Source organism: uncultured Capnocytophaga sp., from assembly GCF_937936315.1.
In the GTDB taxonomy this organism is placed as follows: domain Bacteria; phylum Bacteroidota; class Bacteroidia; order Flavobacteriales; family Flavobacteriaceae; genus Capnocytophaga.
The window spans coordinates 91,079-112,813 of the sequence record NZ_CALGWU010000040.1; the positions used below are offsets into that span (position 1 = coordinate 91,079).

Sequence of the window (21,735 nt, forward strand, 5' to 3'; positions counted from 1 at the left end):
AAACAGATTGAAAAAGGCTTTAAACGGCAAGCGATAGCTTACTACTTAAAGCCTAACAAACAATTTATAAATACCCATTTTTATTCGGTTTCACGATAGTATACCTTACCATCTAACCATTCTTTTACAGCAATAGCTTGAGGTTTAGGCAAACGCTCGTAGAAACGAGATACTTCTATTTGCTCTTTGTTCTCAAAGATTTCCTCTAAACTGTCGTTATTAGTAGCAAAAGCCTCTAACTTTTCTACCAATTCTTTTTTAATTTCGGCGTTTATTTGGTTAGCACGTTTGGCAATAATAGAGATCGCCTCGTAAATATTACCAGTAGGTGCTTCTATAGCCGATTTGTTGTAAGTAACCGTAGAGGTAGGAGCATCTATTTTTTTAAAATCCATAATGTAATTATTTTTGTGATGTAAAACTTTTTAGTGATGTATTAATTTTAGCAAGCATATTCTCAGCTTCCTTTTTGAATTTGCTTTCAGGGTAAGCGCGCAACAAGTTGTCGTAGGCTTCTTTAGCGGTGTTGAGGCGTTCTTCTTTTTTGCTTTCCACACTATTGATTGCCCACTCATAGGCTGAGTGCAAACGGGTGTACAAGGCTTCTTCTCTGAAAGGACTTCCAGGGTTATTGGTCAAGAAATTATCTAACGATTTCATCGCAGCCTGATAGTCGCGTATTTTATCGTATTGTTTGGCAATTTCAAAATCTTTCTTTTCTAAACGCGTTACCAAATCTAAGGTAAGTTCGTTAGCCTCTTTGGTATACTCACTATTAGGGTATCTATCCAAAAAGTACTGCAATTTTTCGAGAGCCTGATAAGTATAGGTTTGATCTACACTATATTTAGGTGTTTCTAAGTAAAGCGACTTAGCTTCTAAAAAGGAGGCTTCGGTAGCTTTTTCACTACGAGGGTACAGCTTCTGCAAACGTTCGAACTGATAGGAAGCTAAACTGTACTGCTTGAGTTGATAACAAGCGTCACCATACATATAGTAGATGCGTTCCCCTTGAGGTTTTCCTGCATATTCTGAGGCTATTTGTTCAAAAAGGCGATTCGCTTTTTTGTATTTTTTAGCCTTATAGAGCTTTTCGGCTTCTATGTATTTTACGCTCCCATCTGTAGATTTCAGAGCTTTTTGGTACTCACCACAGGAGGCAAAAAGCACACCGAGCAGACCGATGATGATATATTTTTTCATTAACATTCGGCAAAAGTAAAAAGTTTTTCTGATATAACAAAATTATGTGAGCATTCCGCCATCTACATTAAGCACTTGCCCAGTGATATAAGCCGACATATCGGAGGCTAAAAACACGCAAGCATTGGCTACATCTTCTGGCTGTCCGCCACGCTTAAGAGGAATAGCATCACGCCATCCTTGTACTACTTTTTCATCGAGTACAGCAGTCATTTCGGTTTCGATAAATCCTGGTGCAATAGCATTGCAACGGATGTTACGAGACCCCAATTCTAAAGCTATAGATTTAGTAAAACCAATGATTCCCGCTTTAGAGGCTGCATAGTTAGACTGACCAGCATTACCTTTTACCCCTACCACGCTACTCATATTGATAATAGAGCCTTTGCGCTGTTTGAGCATCACACGTTGTACTGCTTTGGTCATATTAAACACTGATTTGAGGTTTACTTCAATTACTTTATCGAAATCCTCTTCGCTGATACGCATTAGCAAGTTATCTTTGGTGATACCAGCGTTGTTTACAAGGATATCAACAGTGCCAAACTCGGCAACTACAGCATCAACAAACTCTTGAGATTGAGCAAAGTTAGAGGCATCACTTTGATAGCCTTTCACTTTTACACCTTGTGCGGCTAATTCTTTTTCTAGAGCTTTTGCAGCATCTACCGATGAGCTATATGAAAAAGCAATATTCGCTCCGTGAGCGGCAAATACTTCGGCTATACCACGACCGATGCCACGACTAGCACCAGTGATAATAGCTGTTTTTCCTTCTAATAATTTCATATTATAATTGTTAATTATGAATTGTTAATTATCTTTAACCTCCTACGCGTTTTACTTTAAATCCTTTTTCTTTAAGGAGTTGCATAATAGTATCTCGGTAATCACCTTGTATGAGAATTGTGTCATCTTTTATTGTTCCGCCCACCCCAAGGTATGTTTTGAGCTCTTTAGCCAGTATTTTGAAATCGCTATCGGATCCATTATAACCTTCGATTACTGTTACAGGTTTGCCTTTGCGCTTTTCGTATTTACAAAGTAGAGGTTCGTCTTGCAACCATATAGTAGATGGTGTTTCTTGAGGTACTTCCTCTTCTATATGGTCGGGGAAAAGATTTTTAAGTTGGTCTCTTAAGTCCATACTTATTTTACTTTGGTATAGTTGATAATCAATTTTACATCTTTAATTACCACTCCTAAAGGGGTAGCAAGGGCTGTATTGGCAATTTTGCCTTCACCACTTGCACTTTTATAACTACCTGCTGCAGTTTGCTTTATATTAGACCCTATAGCAATTGCTAAAGGTACATTCGCACCATTATTAGTTACCATATTAAGAATATGGTTAGTAATCCTTAGTTGGTAATATTTACCTACCCCATTTTCTTTTTGTAATTTTCCTAAATGCACCAAGTGTGAATAGGCAGAAGTAGTGTTGTTAGCGGTAGGGTCGTACTGATAATCGGCTAACACAGCCCCCGTTTGAGCATTATAGATATAAAGGCGCTCAGGAGTTTTGCTATAAGTCACGCTTTCATCTACATAAAAGAACAAACTTGCATCAGTTACTAACCATTTTTCAGATTTGATACGATCAATCTCACTGTCTGAAAGAGTGATAGAAACTGTTTGTCCTAAAGCACCACTCAAATACACCTTGCTACTATCAGTAAGACTTTCGCTAATATTGTTAAAGAGATTTATAGTAATGCCATTAAGAGGCAAATCATAACGGCTGTACTGAGTTTTAGTAGCTGTACTACCACTTACATAAGCGGTATAACTATACTCCAACTGTATTTTGGCATTTGCCATATTGAGGAGCATCATCACATCTTTAGAGAAGTTAGAGGCAGTGATTTGTATCCCTTTAAAATACTTTTTAAAGTCGGTAACACTTGCTAATTCACTACTACCTTCTTTGTCTAATATTTTTGTTTGGAAAAAGGAGGGGCTAAGAGGAATGCGCAAACCAGGGGCTAACACATCGTGTACAGTTTTAGATTCATCTGCTGTAGTTTCAGGATCGTCAAATTGGAATCGAGTAATTGCTTTGTTATTAATAGCAATAGGTGCGGTAGTAGCTGAGACAATAGAACTACCTAAATTTGTAAGTACATCAGTATCATTAGAATAATATACTTTTGTTTTGAGGTCGGTACCTATATCGCTGAGGAAGTAGTTAGTTTCCTTCACTTCTACAATAAAAGAGGCATTTTTGTCACCATAAATAGAATCTAACTGATATTCAACATCTTGGCTATATACAGCATTATTACTTGAGCTATTAGGGTTAAAGAAAGGGATATACAAATAAGCATTAGTTACTTTCTCGTTTTCGGGTTTATTTTCACTATTCTCTACAGCTTGAGTTTTACTACCAAAAGTAGGATTAGCAGTTGAGAGTCCCACTTGTGCTACTATAGTAGCAGATTTACTACCAAAGGGAGCTTGAGTATATTTACCGAGCAAATATCCTTCTAAACCATTAGTTTGCACAGCAGTTTGTTTAATTTGACTTACCGAAATAGTAGCGGTAAAGACATTAGTTTCGTAGTTAGGATTTTTGAGTAGAGCTCCATCTATTTCATTGAAATCATCGGAGGAACAGGCCGTGAAGATTGTTAGTATAGTAACAAAAAAAAGTAATTTATAAGTGTTATTCATCAGTTTATTCTTATTTTTTTAATATTTTAGTATAAAAATCACGATAAACATCTTGAAAAGTTTCTTTATCGCTATTGTAAATCACTGGTTTTCTTAAATTTTTAAGGTATGTTTTAAAATCATCAGGCATATCTTCACTTACTACGATCACGCCATCGGAATGCTTAATAGCGATACGCATCAAGTTGTAATAAGTAGGGTTTTTGAGAGGATCAATTGTTTTTTTACTAATACCATCAAAAGCTACTTTGTTGATAAGTGAGGGATCTAGAGCGTCTTCGTAATCACTATCGAACACTGAGGTAATAATTTTGCTTTCAGAAAAGATAGGTTCATCTTTGTAGTAAGTGCGTAAGTAAAGAGGCAACAAAGCAGAGACCCAACCATGTATGTGGATGATATCGGGTAACCAATTGAGCTTTTTAACTGTTTCTACAATGCCTTTTGCAAAGAAAATACAGCGCTCATCGTTATCTGGATACATATTGTTTTCCTCATCAAAGAGTGTGCCAGTGCGTGCGAAATACTCATCATTATCAATAAAGTACACTTGAATGCGTTCCTTTGGGATGGAGGCTACTTTGATAATGAGCGGCACATCGATGTCGTTGATAACAATATTCATACCCGATAGGCGTATCACCTCGTGCAACTGGTGACGACGCTCGTTGATATTGCCAAACTTAGGCATAAAAATACGTATTTGTCCGCCGTTAGCATTCACCATTCTAGGGGTTTCAAACGACATTTTAGCCAACTCACTATAAGGCGAATAAGGCAATACTTCCGACGACACGTAGAGTACTTTTTTATCTTTCATAAAGAGTATTTCTTTAATTTATTTTGCTCTTAGAAGGCACAAAAGTACAAAAAAATATGCACATATCCATAAAATTATATAAGTTTGCACCCAAAAAAGATTTTATACCGATGATTTACACACAGCAAAAGGAACTCCATTCAGTTATGGAAACCCTTAAAAATCAAGGAAAAACAATAGGTTTAGTGCCTACTATGGGCGCTTTACACGACGGACATTTATCACTCATAAAAAAAGCTAAAAAAGAGAATGATATAGCAGTTGTGAGCATTTTTGTGAACCCTACACAGTTCAATAATCCTACCGATTTAGAGAAATATCCGCGTACCCTAACAGCAGATGCCGAAAAAATTGCCCAATACAGTGAAGAGGTAATTATATTTGCCCCTACCGTTGATGATATTTACGGTGAAGAGGTAGTCGCTCAGCCTTTTGACTTTGCAGGATTAGACAAAGTAATGGAAGGCAGCTCACGACCTGGGCATTTTGATGGTGTAGGTACGATTGTTAAAAAACTTTTTGAAATTGTAATGCCCGACAGAGCTTACTTTGGTGAAAAAGACTATCAACAACTGCTCATTATCCAGCAAATGGTACGACAAACAGGCTTACCAGTGACTATTGTTCCCTGCCCTATCGTGCGCAATAGTGAAGGATTAGCCCTCAGCTCACGCAACGCTCTGCTAAGTGAAGCAATGACACAGCGCGCTTCGTTCATTTATCGCACCCTTTTGGCTGCCAAAGAGCGTTTTGCCACTCATACACCTGCTGAAGTAGAAGCGTGGGTGGTAGATACTTTTGCTAAAGAATCTGATTTTACCTTAGAATATTTTACAATCACTGATGCTCATAACTTGCAACATATCACTACGAAAGAAGCTGGCAAAGAGTACCGTGCTTTTATAGTAGTATATGCCGAGGGAGTAAGATTGATTGATAATATATCCTTATAAGTAAAAGGTTGTATCAGCGATACAATTCTACTGGAGGGCGGTAGTTGATGCCTCTATGAAGAAGAAATCTCAATTGAAAATCCAACTTTCTTTTAAAATTTTGTGGATCACGTTCTTGCATCTCTGTCCACCCTGCCTCAGCTAAGGCTAGAGCTCGGGGATAGGTCATATAAAAAGCCCTAAATAAGTCTTTTACACTTTCTCCCCACAAAGTAGCTTCTACCCCCAAAATATATTGTTTCTCCTCTTCTTTACTCAGATTAAAACCTGGATTAAAGAGTAGTACTTTTTCTAAAGGGAGTGTAGGCATCCAATTTACATTTGGCAAGTCGTCTTTAGCTTGTGGGTAATCAAAGTAGGCGTATTCACCAGGAGAACAAATGAGTTTAAAATTATCTTTTTTAGCTCGTTCTAATACTTGTTTGGTTGTGTTTATACGCCATAGATACATTATACTATTTTTTGGATAAACAGGCACATCAAGTTCCATCCAGATAAGAGGTTGCTTACCATTTTTTAACAAAGAAGTATTTACTTTTTCAAAAAAATAGCTCATCAGCTGGCTATCATCTTTTAAGTTTTCTTTATTTTTTAAAGTTCGGACTTCTTTACTCTCTTGCCACTTATCCATAGGAGCTTCATCACCACCTATATGAAAATAAGTACAAGGAAAAATTGTTGAGAGTTCTGTAATGACATCATCTATAAAAGAAAAGACTTTTTCTTTACCTACACATAGTAAATTTTTAGATACACCTGATGTAGTACGTACTGTTATAATTGTATCATTACAACTCAAAAAAGGATAAGCAGCTACAGTGGCGTCATTATGCCCAGGCATATCAAACTCAGGAACTAGTTGAACATTACGTTCTAAGCCATACGCTACAAGGCTTTTCATTTCTTCCTGAGTATAATATCCTTCATTGTTACGTTTACTTCCCTCAAAATCTGTACGTTTAGCTCCTACTTCTGTAAGTTTAGGATATTTTTTTATTTCTATACGCCATCCTTGATCATCATTAAGGTGTAAATGCAAATAGTTAAGTTTATATTGAGCCATCACATCAATATACTTTTTAATGTCTTCTACTTTCCAATAATGGCGCGCTGGGTCTATCATCAAAGCACGGTAGGAAAATCTAGGAGCATCAATAATAGAGAGGCAAGGCAAGACCTTTTTACTCTCTTGTTCTGCTTGAAAGATAAGCTGAGCAAGAGTTTGTTCTGCGTAGAATTTTCCTGCTTTTGATGAAAATTTAAGGATTATTTTTTTAGGTTGCACAATAAGTTCATACCCTTCCTTTGAGGGTATAGAATTATCTGTAATATAGGTAATAGGAGTTTTCAAAGGGCAACTACCTTTATGATACTCTATTTTATTAGGTTGAGGTATCACATTTACCTGTGCTGAAAGTGGTAAAACAACAAATAATAGTAATAAAAAAATATAATAAATTTTCATATCTTCTTGTCTGTTTTTTTTAGGTTGTTAATTAATTTTAATTACCTTTGGTTACTATAAAAACATTTTCTTTCTCTATTCCTATCACTTCGTGTTCTACATCTACGGGTATTTGATAGGTATCAAGGTCTTTGAGAACAACTTCTTCACCATTGATAAGAAAACGTACAGTTCCTTTTACCATAATAAGGGTTGCTGGAATATTAGTAGTATGTTTTTTTAGTACAGCTCCTTCACCTAAAGCTATGGCTACTTGTCTCACATTTTGACCATCTTTTACAAAATAGGTAGTTTGTTTATCATTGCGGAAAGTAAGTTTATCGGCTAAATTTACTTTTTGCAAAGATTTTATATGCTCTACTGTTTTACCATTCACGGCTGCAATATTATGCTTCTTGAGAATATCTTGTGCTTTGCCAGCACGAATCCCCCTACGACAAAAGAGTACAACATTCTCTTTTCCTTTTAATTCTTGCCATCGGGTTCCTATTTCTTCCAACGGGATATTAATTGCTCCTTCGGCTGTACCCTTAGCAAATTCTTCGGGGGTACGCACATCAATTAAAGTAGCATTTTTAGCATTAATATGCTCGGCGAGCGTTTGAGCTTTTGCTGTAATGATCGTAAGCAAAAGCATTCCTAAAGTTATTGAATATTTCATTATTGTTAGTTTGTTTATTAGTTTATTATTTTATTTTTTCAGAAAGTTCGACCAAGCGAATGAACTCTTTGCGATAGCCCTCTTCATCTTTTCCAATCGCATTCTTAGCTAAATCTATTACTTGTTTATATGAGGATTTTGCTTTGTATTTAGAATCTCTTAAGAGCATTCCCCACTGGGCAACAGCAGCGGCAAAGCGATAATCATCATCAGTTTGGGAAAGGTCAGTGAGTTTAAAAGGAATAGGAGTACTTTCTTCTACACTTTTAGCGTCTTTTATCACAGGGTCTTTTATAAGGAGATTCTTTTATTTCTCTCTTTATTTATCGTTATAAGCTGGTAGAAGTTTTGCTACTTCTGTAGTTTTTTCACTATTAGGGGTAAACTTTTAGTTCATTAACCGATTGCTGCCATTTCCTCCATAAAGCGAGTGGCTAAAGCATCGGCTTCTGCTTGGGTTTTAGCCTCAGTATAGATGCGGATAATCGGCTCGGTATTCGATTTGCGCAAATGTACCCAGCTGAAAGGAAAATCAATTTTAAGTCCGTCGATAGTGGTGATTTGCTCGTGTGCGTACTTTTCTTGCATTGCGAGCAACACCTTGTCCGGATTAAGTCCGCTAGTGAGTTGGATTTTATTTTTGCTCATAAAATAAGCAGGGTAACTACGGCGCAAAGCACTCACAGTAGTATCTTTTTCAACCAAAAGAGAAAGGAAAAGCACTACCCCTACTAAGGCATCGCGACCATAATGCAATTCCGGGAAAATGACACCACCATTGCCTTCACCTCCTATCACAGCATTTACTTCTTTCATTTTGGTTACTACATTCACCTCACCAACAGCAGCAGCTGCATATTCTACCCCGTGTTTTTCGGCTATATCGCGGAAAGCACGTGAAGAGGAGAGGTTTGACACCACATTACCTTTCTTTTTACTGAGGTAATAATCGGCGCAGGCAACAAGGGTATATTCTTCACCAAACATTTCGCCTTCTTCGGTAATAAGCGCAAGGCGGTCTACATCGGGGTCTACCACCACCCCTAAATCGGCTTTTACTTCCACTACCTTAGCACAAATATCGGAAAGATGTTCTTTAAGAGGTTCGGGATTATGCGGGAACTGACCGTTAGGTTCACAGTAGAGTGGTACTACCTCAGCCCCCAAGCGTTCTAACAAAAGTGGGATAGCGATACCTCCGGTAGAGTTTACAGCATCGACCGCTACTTTGAATTTGCGTTTGCGAATAGCTTCCAAAGTTGCCAATGGCAAGAGCGAAAGCACCGCATCGATATGGCGTTGTATATAAGTATCGTTGTGAGTGATATGCCCTAGTGCATCTACTTCGGCAAAAGTAAACTCATTGGCAGCAGCAATGCGCAAGATTTCTTCGCCTTCCTGAGCGTTGAGAAACTCACCTTTGTTGTTCAGCAATTTGAGGGCATTCCACTGTTTAGGGTTATGACTGGCAGTGAGGATAATACCGCCATCGGCTTGTTCCATAGTAACCGCCACTTCCACGGTAGGGGTGGTACTCAAACCTATATCTACCACATCAATTCCTAAACCTACAAGGGTGTATTGGACGAGATTCTGCACCATTTCACCCGAAATACGCGCATCGCGACCTACAACCACCTTCACACGAGTTTTATAAATATGTTTTTTGAGCCAAGTGCCATAAGCAGCGGCAAATTTTACAGCATCAATGGGGGTTAAGTTGTCATCGGGCACTCCCCCTATAGTACCGCGAATGCCTGATATAGATTTTATTAGAGACATATTCTTACAATTAAAATTTTATAATTTAGAATTAATAAGCGCAAAGGTAATAAATAATTACGAATTACGAGTTACGAAAGATGTTTTTTTATACTAATTTGCTAATTTATTAATTATTGACTATTTTTGTCGCATCAAATTATTCGTTTATGACAAAACATCAACTCCGCGTGCAAGATGCTCTTAAATTCTTTGCACAAAAAGATACTGAATTAGGCTTTCGCAAACTCTTAGATTGTGTAGCCGACACACAACAAATGCCTCTCTACCTAAAGGCTATAGAACTTACCAACTGGAAGGAAAACAATCCTAATAAGTTGGATCAACTTACGGAAAAGGCTTCTGTCTTACTTGAAGAAGTAGGGCGATGCACCGTAGAGGAGGTAATAACTGAAAAAGCTGTGCTTGTTGCTAAAGACATTAAAAAAACCTACAATTCGGGAATGTTTTCATTAGGTCCTGTATCACTTACTATTAATAAAGGACAAGTTTATGGCTTAGTAGGTGAAAATGGCAATGGGAAAACAACCCTTTTGCGCATCTTAGCGCACGATCTCTCTTATAATTCGGGCGAAATAACCTATTACTTCAAAAAAACGCCCACTAATGAATACGATTTACGCACTAAATTAGCTTACATTCCCCAACGCACCGACAAATGGTATGGTAGTTTGAAAGACAATCTCAAATTTACTTTGGCGTGCTATGGTATCCCTGCTGAAGAAAACGAACCACGCACTCTGCTAATGATTGCCCGTTTAGGTTTGTGGAAATACCGCAATCTAAACTGGAATGCGCTATCATCAGGGTATAAAATGCGTTTTGAATTAGCGCGCACCCTATTACGTCAGCCAGAATTATTGCTTTTAGATGAGCCTTTAGGGAACTTAGATGTATTGGCACAACAGGTAATATTAGAAGACCTCAAAATGATAGCCAACTCAGTAAATCACCCTATCGCTTTGATATTGAGTTCTCAACAACTCTTTGAAGTGGAAAAAATATCTGACAAGGTAATTTTCCTCAAAAACGGACAATACCGCGAAAATGTTGAGACTACCCAAGAGAACACCCCTACCCCACTCATCGTAGAAATTGACACTACTAACAGCAGAGAGGAATTATTAGCAGTATTTAGCACTTTTAATCTTGAAAAATTGCAGTACAATGGAGGTATTTACATCGCTTATTTTGCTGAAGGTACAGAATATTCTACTGTGTTAGAAGCTCTTGGTAAAGCAAAAATAGAGCTCACTTATATACGAAATATTTCGGCTAGTACAAGGAGATTTTTTGTGAGTTAGGAGTTAGGTTTCAGGGGTCAGGTGTCAGGGGGCAGGTGTTAGGTTTTAGGAGGTATAGGTTATTAATTATAAAACACTCATTATCAATTGAAAAAATATTTATTAGAACGTTATCCAGCAATTTGGAATACACACGTGGTATTGTTATTACCACTGATACTCTTATCCCATTTAGTCTTTTTTGGATTGGGATTTATAATGCTCACTGATAGCACGTTAGGAATTTCCTATTACCCGTGGGGAAACTTGTTTAATGGCTTACCTATGTTGTTAAACTTTATTATAATTGTTTTGCTATTAGTAGGTTGGCTTATTTATTTGTTTAGAAACAATGCTTTTGAGCGTTTCTACCCTGTGAGTCGTTGGCAATTGTTTTGGCGTTTTGTAGTATACTTTGCTGTTATTGGCGGAATTACAAGTTCTAGTTTTTCATTTATGGCAGGTGAGAAAGCTAAAGTATACTGGCGGTATACCGATAGCTACATTCATAGTGTATTACGACAATACCCTGAGGATATTCGTGATTCTGAAAGGGAACAATTATCTGATGATCAACTAAAGGAATATCACATAGTTCATAATGCATCACAAATAAAAAAACAAGTGTTTATAGAAAATTTTGATGATGAAATTTTTCTTGTAATCATTATTGCTTTTGTTTTAACTATATTGATTTTTACAGTACGTATCACCTCATTGCGTACAGTGTTGCTCTCTATTGTTTTCAGTGGCTTGTTGTGCTTGCTGCTTGGCTTAGTGCTCATATTGGTTTTGGAGAGCAATATGTTTGCAATACGAGATGTATATGTAGTGCTGACAATCTTATGGTTGACTTACCTTTCAGTGATTGCTTTATCTATTTTCTCTAACAAAAAACAATACCGAGGTATTGCAATGAATACTTCACTATTTGGTTTTCTACCTATAACAATCACTACTCTAATAGTTATAGGAGAGAGATATAATTGGTGGTATTTTTTAGAAAAGAATTACAGTTATTGGTACGATATAAGAGAACTTATAATTTCAATAATAGGGATACTGCTTTCATTTGTGTTTGTAGGGCTTTATACGAATGTTATCAAACGATGGAAGGCAATGCCGGAGTAGAGTGTCAGGGGTCAGGTGTTAGGTTTTAGGAGGTATAGGTTATTAATTATAAAACACTCATTATCAATTGAAAAAATATTTATTAGAACGTTATCCAGCAATTTGGAATACGCAGGTGATACTGTTATTACCACTGATATTCTTATCTCATTTAGTCTTTTTCGCTTTGGGATTTATAATGCTCACCGATGGAAAGTTATGTAAGGGGTATTACCCGTGGGGGGACTCGTTTAATGGCTTACCAATGTTGTTAAACTTTATTATAATTGTTTTGCTATTGGTAGGTTGGTTTATCTATTTGTTTAGAAACAATGCTTTTGATCGTTTCTACCCTGTGAGTCGTTGGCAATTGTTTTGGCGTTTTGTAGTGTATTTCGCTGTTATTTTGGGGATTATCAGTACTGGTTTTTCATTTATGACAGGTGAGAAAGCTAAAGTATATTGGCGGTATACTGATAGTTACCTTCACAGTGTGCTACAACAATATCCTGAGTATATTAGCGATTCTGAAATGAAACAATTTTCTGAAGCTCAGCGAGAAGAGTATTACATAGCTCATAATGCATCACTTATAAAAGAGCGAGTGTTTACAGAAAAATTTGATGCGCAAATTAACTTTATAATTATTATCGCTTTTTTACTCACATTATTACTCTTTGCGGTACGTATTACCTCATTCCGTATAGTGTTACTCTCTATTGTATTTAGCGGATTGTTGTGTTTGCTGCTTGCCTTAGTAGTGACACTTATTGTATATGTAGACACAAGTACAAAATTCAAAATATTTGCTGCTTTATCCCTGCTATGGATTAGCTATCTATCGGTGGTTTTCCTATCAATTACATCTAAAAAGAAACTATACCGAGGTATCGCAATGAATGCCACTCTATTTGGCTTTTTTCCTGCTATAGTTATTACTTTTGTAATTATAGAAGATAGGTACAATTTGTGGAAGTTTATAGAATATTATTTAGATCCTATTAAGAATGATATAAAAATACTTATCCTTTGGGGAATTGGAATATTGCTTTCACTTGTGTTTGTAGGACTTTATACGGGAGTTATCAAACGATGGAAGGCAATGCCGGAGTAGAGTGTCAGTGGTCAGGGGTCAGGGGACAGGTGTTAGGTTTTAGGGGGGTAAATTGTTAATTATTAATTGTAAATTGTAAATTGAAAAAATATTTATTAGAAAATTATCCGTTGATTTGGAACACTAAGCTGTTGCCAATGTTAGGTCTCGCTGCTTGCGGACACGTTTTTTTCTTTCTGTTGGGCTATATCGTTGATAAAGGCAGTATATATGAAAGAGTTTATACAATAGGAGAAGAATTTTTCCCTCTTCCTTTTTTGTTACACCTTATTGTGAGTATCTTGCTATTAGTGTTCTGGCTAATGCAACTCTCTAAAAACAATGCTTTTAAACATTTTTACCCCAGCAATCAGCTGCAATTAATCGGTTCATACACACAATACTTTATAATTATTTTTGCAGTAATTTCTTTCTCTCTTTCGTTTATGGCAGGCGAAAAAGCTTACTTACTTGTGATCGATAGACCGTTTTATAGCGCTGAGGAAGGAACTATTGTGCAAGGGCTGCTCATCGCATCGCTTTTTATCTCACTATTAGTGCTTTGTGTACGGATTACTGAGGTTAGAACCTTATTGCTTACAATTGTATTTTCGGGGGTATTATCACTCGCGTTAGGGATGGTGTCGGCATTTTTATTCAGTATTTTTTCTGATGCCAATTTGTTTTTTTCACTTGTTGTTTGGATGTATGTGGCAATTCCTTTTATTGCTATATTGATAGTTGTCACTAATTTAGCAACAATGCCCAAACTCTTTTCGGGGATTCTCATCAACTTTTCACTGCTGTTCTTTACCCCTGCCCTTTATGGAGCTATCTTATTAATTTTCAAAGAAGAGACTTTTGACAATATGCCTATATTGAATTATGGGGTACTCTTGTCTAATTTCCTTTTCATATTGTTATACGCTCCTGTACTGCACCAATGGAGAGCAGTGCCGGAATAGGTATCAGGTGTCAGGAGTCAAGTGTCAGGAGGCAAGAGGCAGATTTTATTAATTATTAATTGTTGATTATCAATTGAAAAAGTATCTTTTAGAACATTATCCATTAATTTGGAGTACGCGAGCAGTGCCAATGCTAATTGTAGCTCTTGGCGCGCATTTGTTATTCTTTTTGTTAGGACTTATTGCTTCTAACAGAGGAGGAATGGGGTTTGCTGAAGACTTTTGGGCACTTCCGTTTGAAATCTATCGCATTGGACTTATCGTCTTCTTTGTAAAATGGCTGATGGATTTGTACAGATTCAATGCCTTTAATTGGTTTTATCCTAACAGTCCGCTAAACTTGTTTGGAACTTTTGTACTCTTTTTTCTTGTAACGCTCAGTGTGATTGGTTTGCCAGTATCATTTGCTTTAGGAGTGTTATGCACTTCTTCTTTTGCAGGCACCGAGATTAGTGATTTAACTAATATTCATTTCTTTATCACCAAAGCTCCTTTTTCACTTTTTGCCTTAGGGATTACACTTATCATCTTCTGTGTGTATATTACCAAATTGCGAACTTTCTTACTCACCATTGTTTTCACCAGTATTTTAGCACTCATTTTAGCGATGTTGTGCATTATAATTGCTATTGTAGGTAATATTGACTTTCAGTTAGTTGTATGGATATATCTATTCACTTACTTTGCTGTAGCGATAGTCTCGGTTATAGGAGCACCTTTGCTTCCCAAACTCTATAGTGGTATTCTCATCTGTTTCAGCCTATTGCTCTTCCCTGCTGCTATTTTCACCATTGCTTTGCTAAAAGTAGGTATCGACCAATTTTCTCAATCACTTTACTACCAACTTTTAGCTGTAGCTTTCCTATTTATATTTCTATACAATTACCATATCCAGCAGTGGAAGGCAATGCCAGAATAGGTTTTAGGGGTCAGGTATCAGATATCAGGGGTTAGGTGTTAGGAGATTAAGATTTTTTATTTCTTACGGGGAAGAAAAAAGCTCTGGGGCGTTCTTTAAAGGCTCGCCATACACACCTAACTAAGTATTTGAGCTCGGAAGCTGGAACTTCACGAGAGCGCAAGGCTATCCATAATGACAAGCCAAAACTCACAATAAAGTTACCCAAACCAATGATACCTATTCCAAAAACACACCAAAGGATATTTTCTAAACTGATGATAAAATTCATACCATACAAGCCATAAGCAAAATTACCGCTTGAAAAAGTGATGTGGCGTATATCGATAGGTAAACCAAAGAATTCACCTACTGCCCAAGCGCTCCCCATAAACACTCCAAACCAAATATTTGAAACAATACTTGGCCATTTTTTCTGCATCCAATTGGCAACGCGTTGCATACGCATTTTGCCAAAGAATCCTTTGAGGAAAGGGTGCTCGGATAGGCGGTAATAGAAGTTATTGAAGTTATTCACACTAGCAACATTACCGGCAATAATACCCGATAGAAACAAAAACACCCCAGCAATACAAGCGTGTAAAAATACTGGTGAGTGCCATATATTGAGATCTTCTAACAGATGCAAACTCTTTTTAGTGGCAATATTATAGCCCTCTAAATAGCTCATTCCTATTACTAAGAGCATCGAGATGGGGAAAGCCCCAAACACATTACCTACAAAAGCAATGAACTGCGAACGGAATAAACGCGTGAAGAGCGCTGAGAACTCAGTATATTGACGGCGTTTTTGTTTATCGTTGTTGTCATTTAGGTTCTCTAAGGTTTTAGCAATGGTAGAAGCCGTCATTGCAGGCTGCTTGGTAGCCAAAGTAGATCCTGTGAGGTAAATAATCACAAAACCAATAGCGTAATTAAAACTATAGTTTAAGGCGCGGAAAAACGCACTTTGGTCAGGTACCATAGACATATAGAGTTTTACCAAACACATAAAACTCACAATCACTCCTCCCCACAAAGCCGTTTTTAGCATTTTGAAATACTCTCTACTCGTAGAAGTGATATAGTGTTCACCTGTTTTACCAGTATAGTTAGTAATCTCGTAGGTGATATTATAAACGCTATCGTCTATCAGTTTACGAATATTATTCTTTTTAGAATTGGTTTTTACCATATCCAAATAGAAAGCAATTGTCTTTTCGCGCTTGTCGGCTTCTTTTTCTATAAATAGATAGTTATAAAGACGCTTGATGCGTTTAATCTGCTGACGGATAAGCAAAAGTGTTTGGTTCACGCTAAAGGTTACCCCATATTTTTCGGCGTTAGCATCGGCTTTGTTTACAAAATCCTCACATTGGGCAGCTAAGATATTGAGTTGTTTATAGTCTAATTCGTGTTCTTGTATATAGAGGTAAGGTTTATCTTCTTCATCAAGGGTACGCGCAAGTTGGTTCAGTTCGTCGTCAAGAGCAATAAAAGGACTGTTTAGGTGAGCGTATTCAGGCACCATACGGTGTACATCGGTTTGCAAAGCAAATCCTCCCATACGTTGTGAGAGAATCATTATTGCCAAAAGGATTTGTTTAGAGGTAGCTTTGATTTCACTATCCTCATAGAAAGTAGACACAGTGAGGATATCAAAAAGCTCTTTCCAATTATCTAACGGGATTTGTTGTATCCATTTAGCATCGGAAGGGCTGTAAAAAATCTGATTTAGTACGTATTGAATATTTTCTTGTGAAGGCTGATCGGGCAATAACTGCCTACTGATACGGCGGCGCAATTCCTTGAAAAATGAAACGCTGTTGAGCAAGCCTGCATCGGTGAATAGAAGTACTTTTTGTTTGTTAGCAAATACATTGTGGAGTTTTTCTCGGAAGAAAGCGATACGCTCGGGTTCGTGTTTTATTTCGGCGATGAGCTCATCGATATTAAGAGGAGATTTTTTATCTTTACTTTTGCGGCGAAAGTAGTTCACTACATCAAATACGAAGTCTATATCTTCGTAGCTAGATGAGTGTGTATAAGTCTCAAAGATTTCATAGATAGATTTATATTTTTTTACAAATAGCAACATATTTTAGAATTAACAATTAATAATTTAGAATGGGGCAAAGATACGAAAAATTTGTCAATTCCCCAATTTGTTAATTTATCAATAAAAAAGCTGCCCAAGTGATGGACAGCCTTTTTATTACTTATTATTTATTACTTAATTACTTATTAGAAATTATATCGTACAGCAAAGCTAAAGGTACGACCTTCACCGAAGTATACTTGGTTTCTTACATCAATACCTTGATAAGTTTTACTACGATCAGTAGTATGGATACTTGTGTATGATTCAGCGATGTAGTAAGTATCTAATAGGTTATAAGCGTGAGCTGAGAAAGTGAGACGTTGTTTATCCGTAAGTTGCCATTTATAAGAAGCTGAAAGGTCAAACAAATGATAAGCAGGTAATTTTATAGCTCCTTTTTCGGCTACTTCTTTTTTAGAAAAAGTACCTATATTCAAATTAGCATATAGGTTATCTACATAGCGCCAATCGATATCAAGATTTAATCCTTTAGCAAAACGAGGGAGGAAAGATAACCCTAAAGCAGCTGTAGTTTGAGCTGTTTGTCCTACTTTTGCTTTATCTAAGTATAATTTAAGTTCAGCAGCTCTACCAGCAGGCACCTCATTACCTTGTAAATCTATTGCATTACCATTTTCGTTCAAAAGGGTTCCTGAAGCATCTCCTTTGTAATACCAGTCACCGAATGAGAACATACCATTGAGTTTTAAGTAATCGGTAATAGTAGCTTTGAAATCTACTTCTACCCCATTGTGTATCTCTTGGATACCCAAAATATTGGCAAATCCTGTATTGCTACCTCTACCTGAGAAATTTTCGATAATATAAGTTTGACGAAGGAATCTATCTTTCCAAGTAGTGTGATAAAGGTTTAAATTACCACTAAAAACTCTTGATTTAAAACCATATCCAGCTTCTACTCCAAATATTTTTTCATTGGTAAGTGAAGGATTTAAATAGTTTAGATTGTTAGGATATACAGAGTTAAAGAAAGGTTGTTTAGAATAATATCCTATGTTAGCATATACATTATGCTGTTCGTTGATATTATAATTCACTCCTCCTTTGATATTATAACCTATTAAGTTTTTAAATCCTGTTTTAGTATACATTACTGTATTGGGATTTGTAGTTACAGCACGAGAAACTCCATCTTTCAAAAAGTTATCGATACGTTGGTAAGACTGCATAGAGGTAGATCCTTGTACGAAAGCTGAAAAATGGTCATCAGAGTATTCAAATTGAGAGAAAAGTCCCATCCATTTCACCTCTCCTTCACTACTATAACCTATACGATTTTCAAGAGGTTCTACTTTTTGGAAAGGATTCCAAGAAGGCTTAGTAGATACCGCAGAGCGAATTACAGTAGGAGTTGCCAAATTCTTGTTGTTATTTCGTGTATTATCGGTATAACTGTTGTTACCCAACAAATCAGTTACTACTTGGTAGTGATAACCATAGTAATAACGACCATCTAATCCCATATTCACAGTGAAACGGTCATTAATTTGGTGTTGCAAGTTAGTAAGGATACCATACCAGTCGTGTGAATTTACTGAACCATTTAAGGTAAAGCCTTCACCATAACCTGTAAATGCACGACCACCTCCTGGATTAGCAATTGTTACGTTCTTACCAGCTTCTCTTGGGTGTTGCATAGGTAACAAATTATCTACAGTTTCACCGTTATTATAGCGTACTACTTTATCAAAATCTATTTGCCCGTCATCTTTACGGAAAGAATTTAGATAGTTTTTTTGAAGTGAATAAGTAGTAGTACCACTAGAAGTTTTTGAAGCGATTGAGTGTGCTACCCCTGATGAGTTTGTACCCATACCACGACCTAATGAACCATATATCACGGTACTAAGAGAAGTACTTTCGTTGATATTCCAATCCCAGTTGAGCATTGCTACGGGTTTGTGGTAAATATTCTTTTTAATAGTATGTTCTTCACCATTTAAGTATCCCCAATCAGAATTGTATCGACGGTTAGGTTTATCTTCAGAACCATATTTTTGATAATCGGAGATAAGTGGACTCACATTGCGTTGATTGTGCCATTGAGGAGCGCCTGTGAAGGTAAATTGGAAACTGTGTTTTTTAGAAGGTTCATAACCTAATGCAAAATAATAGCTATAGCCATCAAACTGAGTTCCATCAACATATTTACGTCCTGCATTTTTGCTGAACAACACAGAAGCAGACCAACCAGTGAGGCTTTTCCCTGTATTGTAAGAAACAGTACCTTTATACTCTTTGTTAGTACCATAACTAAAGCCGATATTTCCGCCTTCTTGCATATCAGAAGCGCGCAAAATAAAGTTCATAGTTCCCCCTACTGATGCAATTGCTAATTTAGAAGCGCCAAGCCCGCGTTGTACTTGCATTGCAGAAGTTACATCTGAAAGTCCTGACCAGTTACTGAAATATACAGTACCGCCTTCCATATCGTTTACAGGCATACCATTTACCATTACAGCAATGTTTTTACTATCAAAACCGCGCATGTTGATTTTAGAGTCGCCGAATCCTCCACCACCTTTAGTGGCGTATACAGATGGCGTACGATTGAGTACTTCAGGAAGTTCACGAGTACCCAATTTTTCTATAATTTCAGCAGCCTGAATAGTAGATACAGCTACTGGAGTTTTACGCTCTTTGGCAATATCCAATAGCGTACTTTTAGCGGTTACTACTACTTCTCCCAATGCTTGTTGGTCGGCAGAAAGAGTAACCTTTACATATGCTTTACCGTTTACTAATTTGTAAGAAACGGTCTTGGTTACATACCCTAGGTATGAAAACTCCAAGGTGCCTGTAGGGGCATTTACATTTAAGGAATACTTACCTTGCATATCGGTAGAAACACCGTGAGTAGTACCCTTAAGCAATACATTTGCCCCCATCAGAGGTGCATTATACTCACCATCAATCACTTCACCCGTTATAATACCACTTTGGGCATACGTAATTGTTGCAAGCAATAAAATTGCGACATTTAAAAACCAGCTTTTCATTTATATTTAGTTAATTAGTTTCTCAGCCGATGGTTAGTAGATTGCTTATACACAAAGTGACTAAAAAAACAAAAAGCCGTTTCACTTCTTATTTCAGCGGCAAAATTAGTGTTTTTTTATGAAATGCAAACTTTTTTGTTGGTTTTTTTATAAACAGAGTAATCAACATATTATCAAGCATTGAATATATAGGTAATTTATAAATTTTATCTCTAACAATAAAAAAACACAACAAGGTTGATAATAAGATACTTACATTTATTAGTTGCAATTATAACAAAAATATATTGTTAAAATTTAACGTTTATTTAGATATAAAATGTATTTTTGCAGACTAAAAATTGACCAATTATAATGAATAAAACAAAAAAATGTATTAAAACTTTTGTATTTATTGGAATTCTATTTTTCTTATTTGGTGGTATTACAGTATTAGTACAACTATTAGTTCCCCACCTAAAAGATATTTTTGAACTCAATTACACTCAAGCAGGACTTATACTCTTTTTTTTCTTTTTACCTTATTTGTTATTTTCCATCCCTGCAGGATTGATTATCAACAAAATAGGATATCAACGAAGTATTACCTTAGGACTTATTATTGTTGCCCTAGGTGCTATGCTTTTTTACCCTGCTGCCGAAATACGCTCTTTTTGGGCATTTATGACAGCTATTTTTATACTAGGTAGTGGCGTTACCTTCTTACAAGTAGCTGCTAACCCTTACATTGCTGCCTTAGGCAGGGAAAGTTCCACCTCTAGTAGGCTGAATTTCTCTCAAGCCTTCAACTCTTTGGGAACTAGTTTTGCTCCTATTATTGGGGGCATCTATTTATTAAGGGATAAAGTAAAAACAGGGGGCGAAATACAACTCTTAGATTCTTTTGAAAAAAGTATCTATTTACAAAATGAGGCACTAGCTGTACAAACTCCTTTTCTATATATTTCATTAATAGTAATTGCTTTGGCTATTGCATTCAGTATTGCAAAACTGCCTTGTTATCCCGCCGAGGAGGAAGAAACTATAAATCACACTAATTATTTTTCTCTTTTAAAAAGAAAATCATTGCTTTTAGGGAGCATTGCTATTTTTTCATATGTAGGTGCTGAAGTTGTTATAGGGAGTTTTACTATTAATTATCTAGTAGAAATCAATATGGCTGAAATATCAGAATGCCCTATAGGAGGACCTATGTGGCAAGCCTTAGGAGTCATTTTCGACAATCCCAACCTCATCAATGCCGATCCAAAGGCTATGGTTGCCATATTCTTGTGTTTCTATTGGGGGGGAGCTATGGTAGGAAGATTTATAGGAGCACGACTTAGCCGGCGTTTTTCTCCCTCTAAAATGCTGACAACAGTAGCTTTATGCAATGTCGCTCTCATCTTACTAGCTATCAACACTACAAGCCTTTTTTCAATGATAAGTTTGCTATCAGTAGGTCTTTTCAATTCTATTATGTTCCCTACTATTTTTGCTTTGGCTTGTGAGGGTATTGACGAACTGAAATCTCAGGCTTCTGGACTATTATGTACTATGATTGTAGGTGGCGGACTGATTCCTATCTTATTTGGTTTCTTTACCGACCAAGTAGGATTTATTTTGGCTTTTCTCACCTTAGTAGCGTGTTATGGTTATATCACTTTCTTTGGATTCTACAAAAGCAGTAGATGATTTTCAATTGATAATTCATAATTGCTAATTGACA

The 21,735-nt window shown here is 36.6% G+C and carries 18 protein-coding genes and 1 pseudogene; 7 read left to right on the forward strand and 12 right to left on the reverse strand.

Going from position 1 to position 21,735, the window contains the following annotated elements:
- Positions 1 to 80 precede the first annotated feature (80 nt).
- From Q0162_RS07410 to Q0162_RS07435, 6 genes are read right to left on the reverse strand one after another with little or no spacing between them, the layout of a single operon-like run.
- Positions 81 to 395 carry a DNA-directed RNA polymerase subunit omega gene (locus tag Q0162_RS07410; RefSeq protein ID WP_002677367.1) on the reverse strand — a complete coding sequence of 105 codons (315 nt, stop codon included), beginning with the start codon at positions 393 to 395 and terminating at the stop codon, positions 81 to 83.
- A gap of 7 nt (positions 396 to 402) precedes the next feature.
- On the reverse strand, positions 403 to 1,209 hold the full coding sequence (locus Q0162_RS07415; RefSeq protein ID WP_002677223.1) for an outer membrane protein assembly factor BamD: 807 nt from the start codon (positions 1,207 to 1,209) through the stop codon (positions 403 to 405).
- 36 nt (positions 1,210 to 1,245) lie between these two features.
- A complete protein-coding gene (gene fabG / locus Q0162_RS07420; RefSeq protein ID WP_002677431.1) occupies positions 1,246 to 1,992 on the reverse strand; it encodes a 3-oxoacyl-[acyl-carrier-protein] reductase in 747 nt (248 codons plus the stop codon).
- Positions 1,993 to 2,026: 34 nt separating this feature from the next.
- Positions 2,027 to 2,350 (reverse strand): translation initiation factor, encoded by a 324-nt coding sequence (locus Q0162_RS07425; protein WP_297890729.1) that lies wholly within the window; start codon positions 2,348 to 2,350, stop codon positions 2,027 to 2,029.
- Between the two features lie 2 nt (positions 2,351 to 2,352).
- A complete protein-coding gene (locus tag Q0162_RS07430) occupies positions 2,353 to 3,876 on the reverse strand; it encodes a DUF4270 domain-containing protein (protein ID WP_297890730.1) in 1,524 nt (507 codons plus the stop codon).
- A 10-nt stretch (positions 3,877 to 3,886) separates the two neighbouring features.
- Positions 3,887 to 4,696: a glycogen/starch synthase gene (locus tag Q0162_RS07435; RefSeq protein WP_297890731.1), complete on the reverse strand. Its 810-nt coding sequence runs from the start codon at positions 4,694 to 4,696 to the stop codon at positions 3,887 to 3,889.
- Positions 4,697 to 4,806: 110 nt separating this feature from the next.
- Here Q0162_RS07435 and panC point away from each other — a divergent pair, with 110 nt between their 5' ends.
- Entirely contained in the window at positions 4,807 to 5,649 is an 843-nt protein-coding gene (panC, locus tag Q0162_RS07440) for a pantoate--beta-alanine ligase (protein WP_297890732.1), read from the forward strand.
- Positions 5,650 to 5,662: 13 nt separating this feature from the next.
- Here the strand turns inward: panC and Q0162_RS07445 are convergent, their stop codons facing one another.
- The 4 genes and pseudogenes from Q0162_RS07445 to glmM form a co-directional block, all read right to left on the reverse strand.
- Positions 5,663 to 7,114, reverse strand: coding sequence for a beta-N-acetylhexosaminidase (locus tag Q0162_RS07445; RefSeq protein ID WP_297890733.1), 1,452 nt, complete (start codon positions 7,112 to 7,114; stop codon positions 5,663 to 5,665).
- A 37-nt stretch (positions 7,115 to 7,151) separates the two neighbouring features.
- Positions 7,152 to 7,775 (reverse strand): rhodanese-like domain-containing protein, encoded by a 624-nt coding sequence (locus tag Q0162_RS07450; protein ID WP_297890734.1) that lies wholly within the window; start codon positions 7,773 to 7,775, stop codon positions 7,152 to 7,154.
- A gap of 25 nt (positions 7,776 to 7,800) precedes the next feature.
- Positions 7,801 to 8,067, reverse strand: a pseudogene (locus Q0162_RS07455) (YfbK domain-containing protein); the annotation flags it as partial.
- A 104-nt stretch (positions 8,068 to 8,171) separates the two neighbouring features.
- Positions 8,172 to 9,557, reverse strand: a complete 1,386-nt coding sequence (gene glmM / locus Q0162_RS07460) for a phosphoglucosamine mutase (RefSeq protein WP_297890735.1) — start codon at positions 9,555 to 9,557, stop codon at positions 8,172 to 8,174.
- 149 nt (positions 9,558 to 9,706) lie between these two features.
- Here glmM and Q0162_RS07465 point away from each other — a divergent pair, with 149 nt between their 5' ends.
- The 5 genes from Q0162_RS07465 (at position 9,707) to Q0162_RS07485 (ending at position 14,927) form a co-directional block, all read left to right on the forward strand.
- A complete protein-coding gene (locus tag Q0162_RS07465; protein ID WP_297890736.1) occupies positions 9,707 to 10,861 on the forward strand; it encodes an ATP-binding cassette domain-containing protein in 1,155 nt (384 codons plus the stop codon).
- 87 nt (positions 10,862 to 10,948) lie between these two features.
- Positions 10,949 to 11,971 carry a hypothetical protein gene (locus Q0162_RS07470; protein WP_297890737.1) on the forward strand — a complete coding sequence of 341 codons (1,023 nt, stop codon included), beginning with the start codon at positions 10,949 to 10,951 and terminating at the stop codon, positions 11,969 to 11,971.
- A 67-nt stretch (positions 11,972 to 12,038) separates the two neighbouring features.
- Positions 12,039 to 13,064, forward strand: a complete 1,026-nt coding sequence (locus tag Q0162_RS07475; protein WP_297890738.1) for a hypothetical protein — start codon at positions 12,039 to 12,041, stop codon at positions 13,062 to 13,064.
- Between the two features lie 80 nt (positions 13,065 to 13,144).
- Positions 13,145 to 14,008: a hypothetical protein gene (locus tag Q0162_RS07480; RefSeq protein ID WP_297890739.1), complete on the forward strand. Its 864-nt coding sequence runs from the start codon at positions 13,145 to 13,147 to the stop codon at positions 14,006 to 14,008.
- 73 nt (positions 14,009 to 14,081) lie between these two features.
- Positions 14,082 to 14,927, forward strand: a complete 846-nt coding sequence (locus tag Q0162_RS07485; protein ID WP_297890740.1) for a hypothetical protein — start codon at positions 14,082 to 14,084, stop codon at positions 14,925 to 14,927.
- Between the two features lie 46 nt (positions 14,928 to 14,973).
- On the opposite strand, the gene Q0162_RS07490 is transcribed toward Q0162_RS07485, so the two are convergent.
- A complete protein-coding gene (locus Q0162_RS07490; protein WP_297890741.1) occupies positions 14,974 to 17,004 on the reverse strand; it encodes a recombinase in 2,031 nt (676 codons plus the stop codon).
- Positions 17,005 to 17,150: 146 nt separating this feature from the next.
- Positions 17,151 to 20,027, reverse strand: coding sequence for a TonB-dependent receptor (locus tag Q0162_RS07495; protein WP_297890742.1), 2,877 nt, complete (start codon positions 20,025 to 20,027; stop codon positions 17,151 to 17,153).
- 354 nt (positions 20,028 to 20,381) lie between these two features.
- Here Q0162_RS07495 and Q0162_RS07500 point away from each other — a divergent pair, with 354 nt between their 5' ends.
- On the forward strand, positions 20,382 to 21,701 hold the full coding sequence (locus Q0162_RS07500; RefSeq protein ID WP_297890743.1) for a sugar MFS transporter: 1,320 nt from the start codon (positions 20,382 to 20,384) through the stop codon (positions 21,699 to 21,701).
- Positions 21,702 to 21,735: the final 34 nt, after the last annotated feature.

What these genes read in the sequence shown, in the direction of transcription:
- Q0162_RS07410 (WP_002677367.1), bottom strand. Translation starts at nt 395, where the DNA reads ATGGATTTTAAAAAAATAGATGCTCCTACCTCTACGGTTACTTACAAC.
- Q0162_RS07415 (WP_002677223.1), bottom strand. Translation starts at nt 1,209, where the DNA reads ATGTTAATGAAAAAATATATCATCATCGGTCTGCTCGGTGTGCTTTTT.
- fabG (WP_002677431.1), bottom strand. Translation starts at nt 1,992, where the DNA reads ATGAAATTATTAGAAGGAAAAACAGCTATTATCACTGGTGCTAGTCGT.
- Q0162_RS07425 (WP_297890729.1), bottom strand. Translation starts at nt 2,350, where the DNA reads ATGGACTTAAGAGACCAACTTAAAAATCTTTTCCCCGACCATATAGAA.
- Q0162_RS07430 (WP_297890730.1), bottom strand. Translation starts at nt 3,876, where the DNA reads ATGAATAACACTTATAAATTACTTTTTTTTGTTACTATACTAACAATC.
- Q0162_RS07435 (WP_297890731.1), bottom strand. Translation starts at nt 4,696, where the DNA reads ATGAAAGATAAAAAAGTACTCTACGTGTCGTCGGAAGTATTGCCTTAT.
- panC (WP_297890732.1), top strand. Translation starts at nt 4,807, where the DNA reads ATGATTTACACACAGCAAAAGGAACTCCATTCAGTTATGGAAACCCTT.
- Q0162_RS07445 (WP_297890733.1), bottom strand. Translation starts at nt 7,114, where the DNA reads ATGAAAATTTATTATATTTTTTTATTACTATTATTTGTTGTTTTACCA.
- Q0162_RS07450 (WP_297890734.1), bottom strand. Translation starts at nt 7,775, where the DNA reads ATGAAATATTCAATAACTTTAGGAATGCTTTTGCTTACGATCATTACA.
- glmM (WP_297890735.1), bottom strand. Translation starts at nt 9,557, where the DNA reads ATGTCTCTAATAAAATCTATATCAGGCATTCGCGGTACTATAGGGGGA.
- Q0162_RS07465 (WP_297890736.1), top strand. Translation starts at nt 9,707, where the DNA reads ATGACAAAACATCAACTCCGCGTGCAAGATGCTCTTAAATTCTTTGCA.
- Q0162_RS07490 (WP_297890741.1), bottom strand. Translation starts at nt 17,004, where the DNA reads ATGTTGCTATTTGTAAAAAAATATAAATCTATCTATGAAATCTTTGAG.
- Q0162_RS07495 (WP_297890742.1), bottom strand. Translation starts at nt 20,027, where the DNA reads ATGAAAAGCTGGTTTTTAAATGTCGCAATTTTATTGCTTGCAACAATT.
- Q0162_RS07500 (WP_297890743.1), top strand. Translation starts at nt 20,382, where the DNA reads ATGAATAAAACAAAAAAATGTATTAAAACTTTTGTATTTATTGGAATT.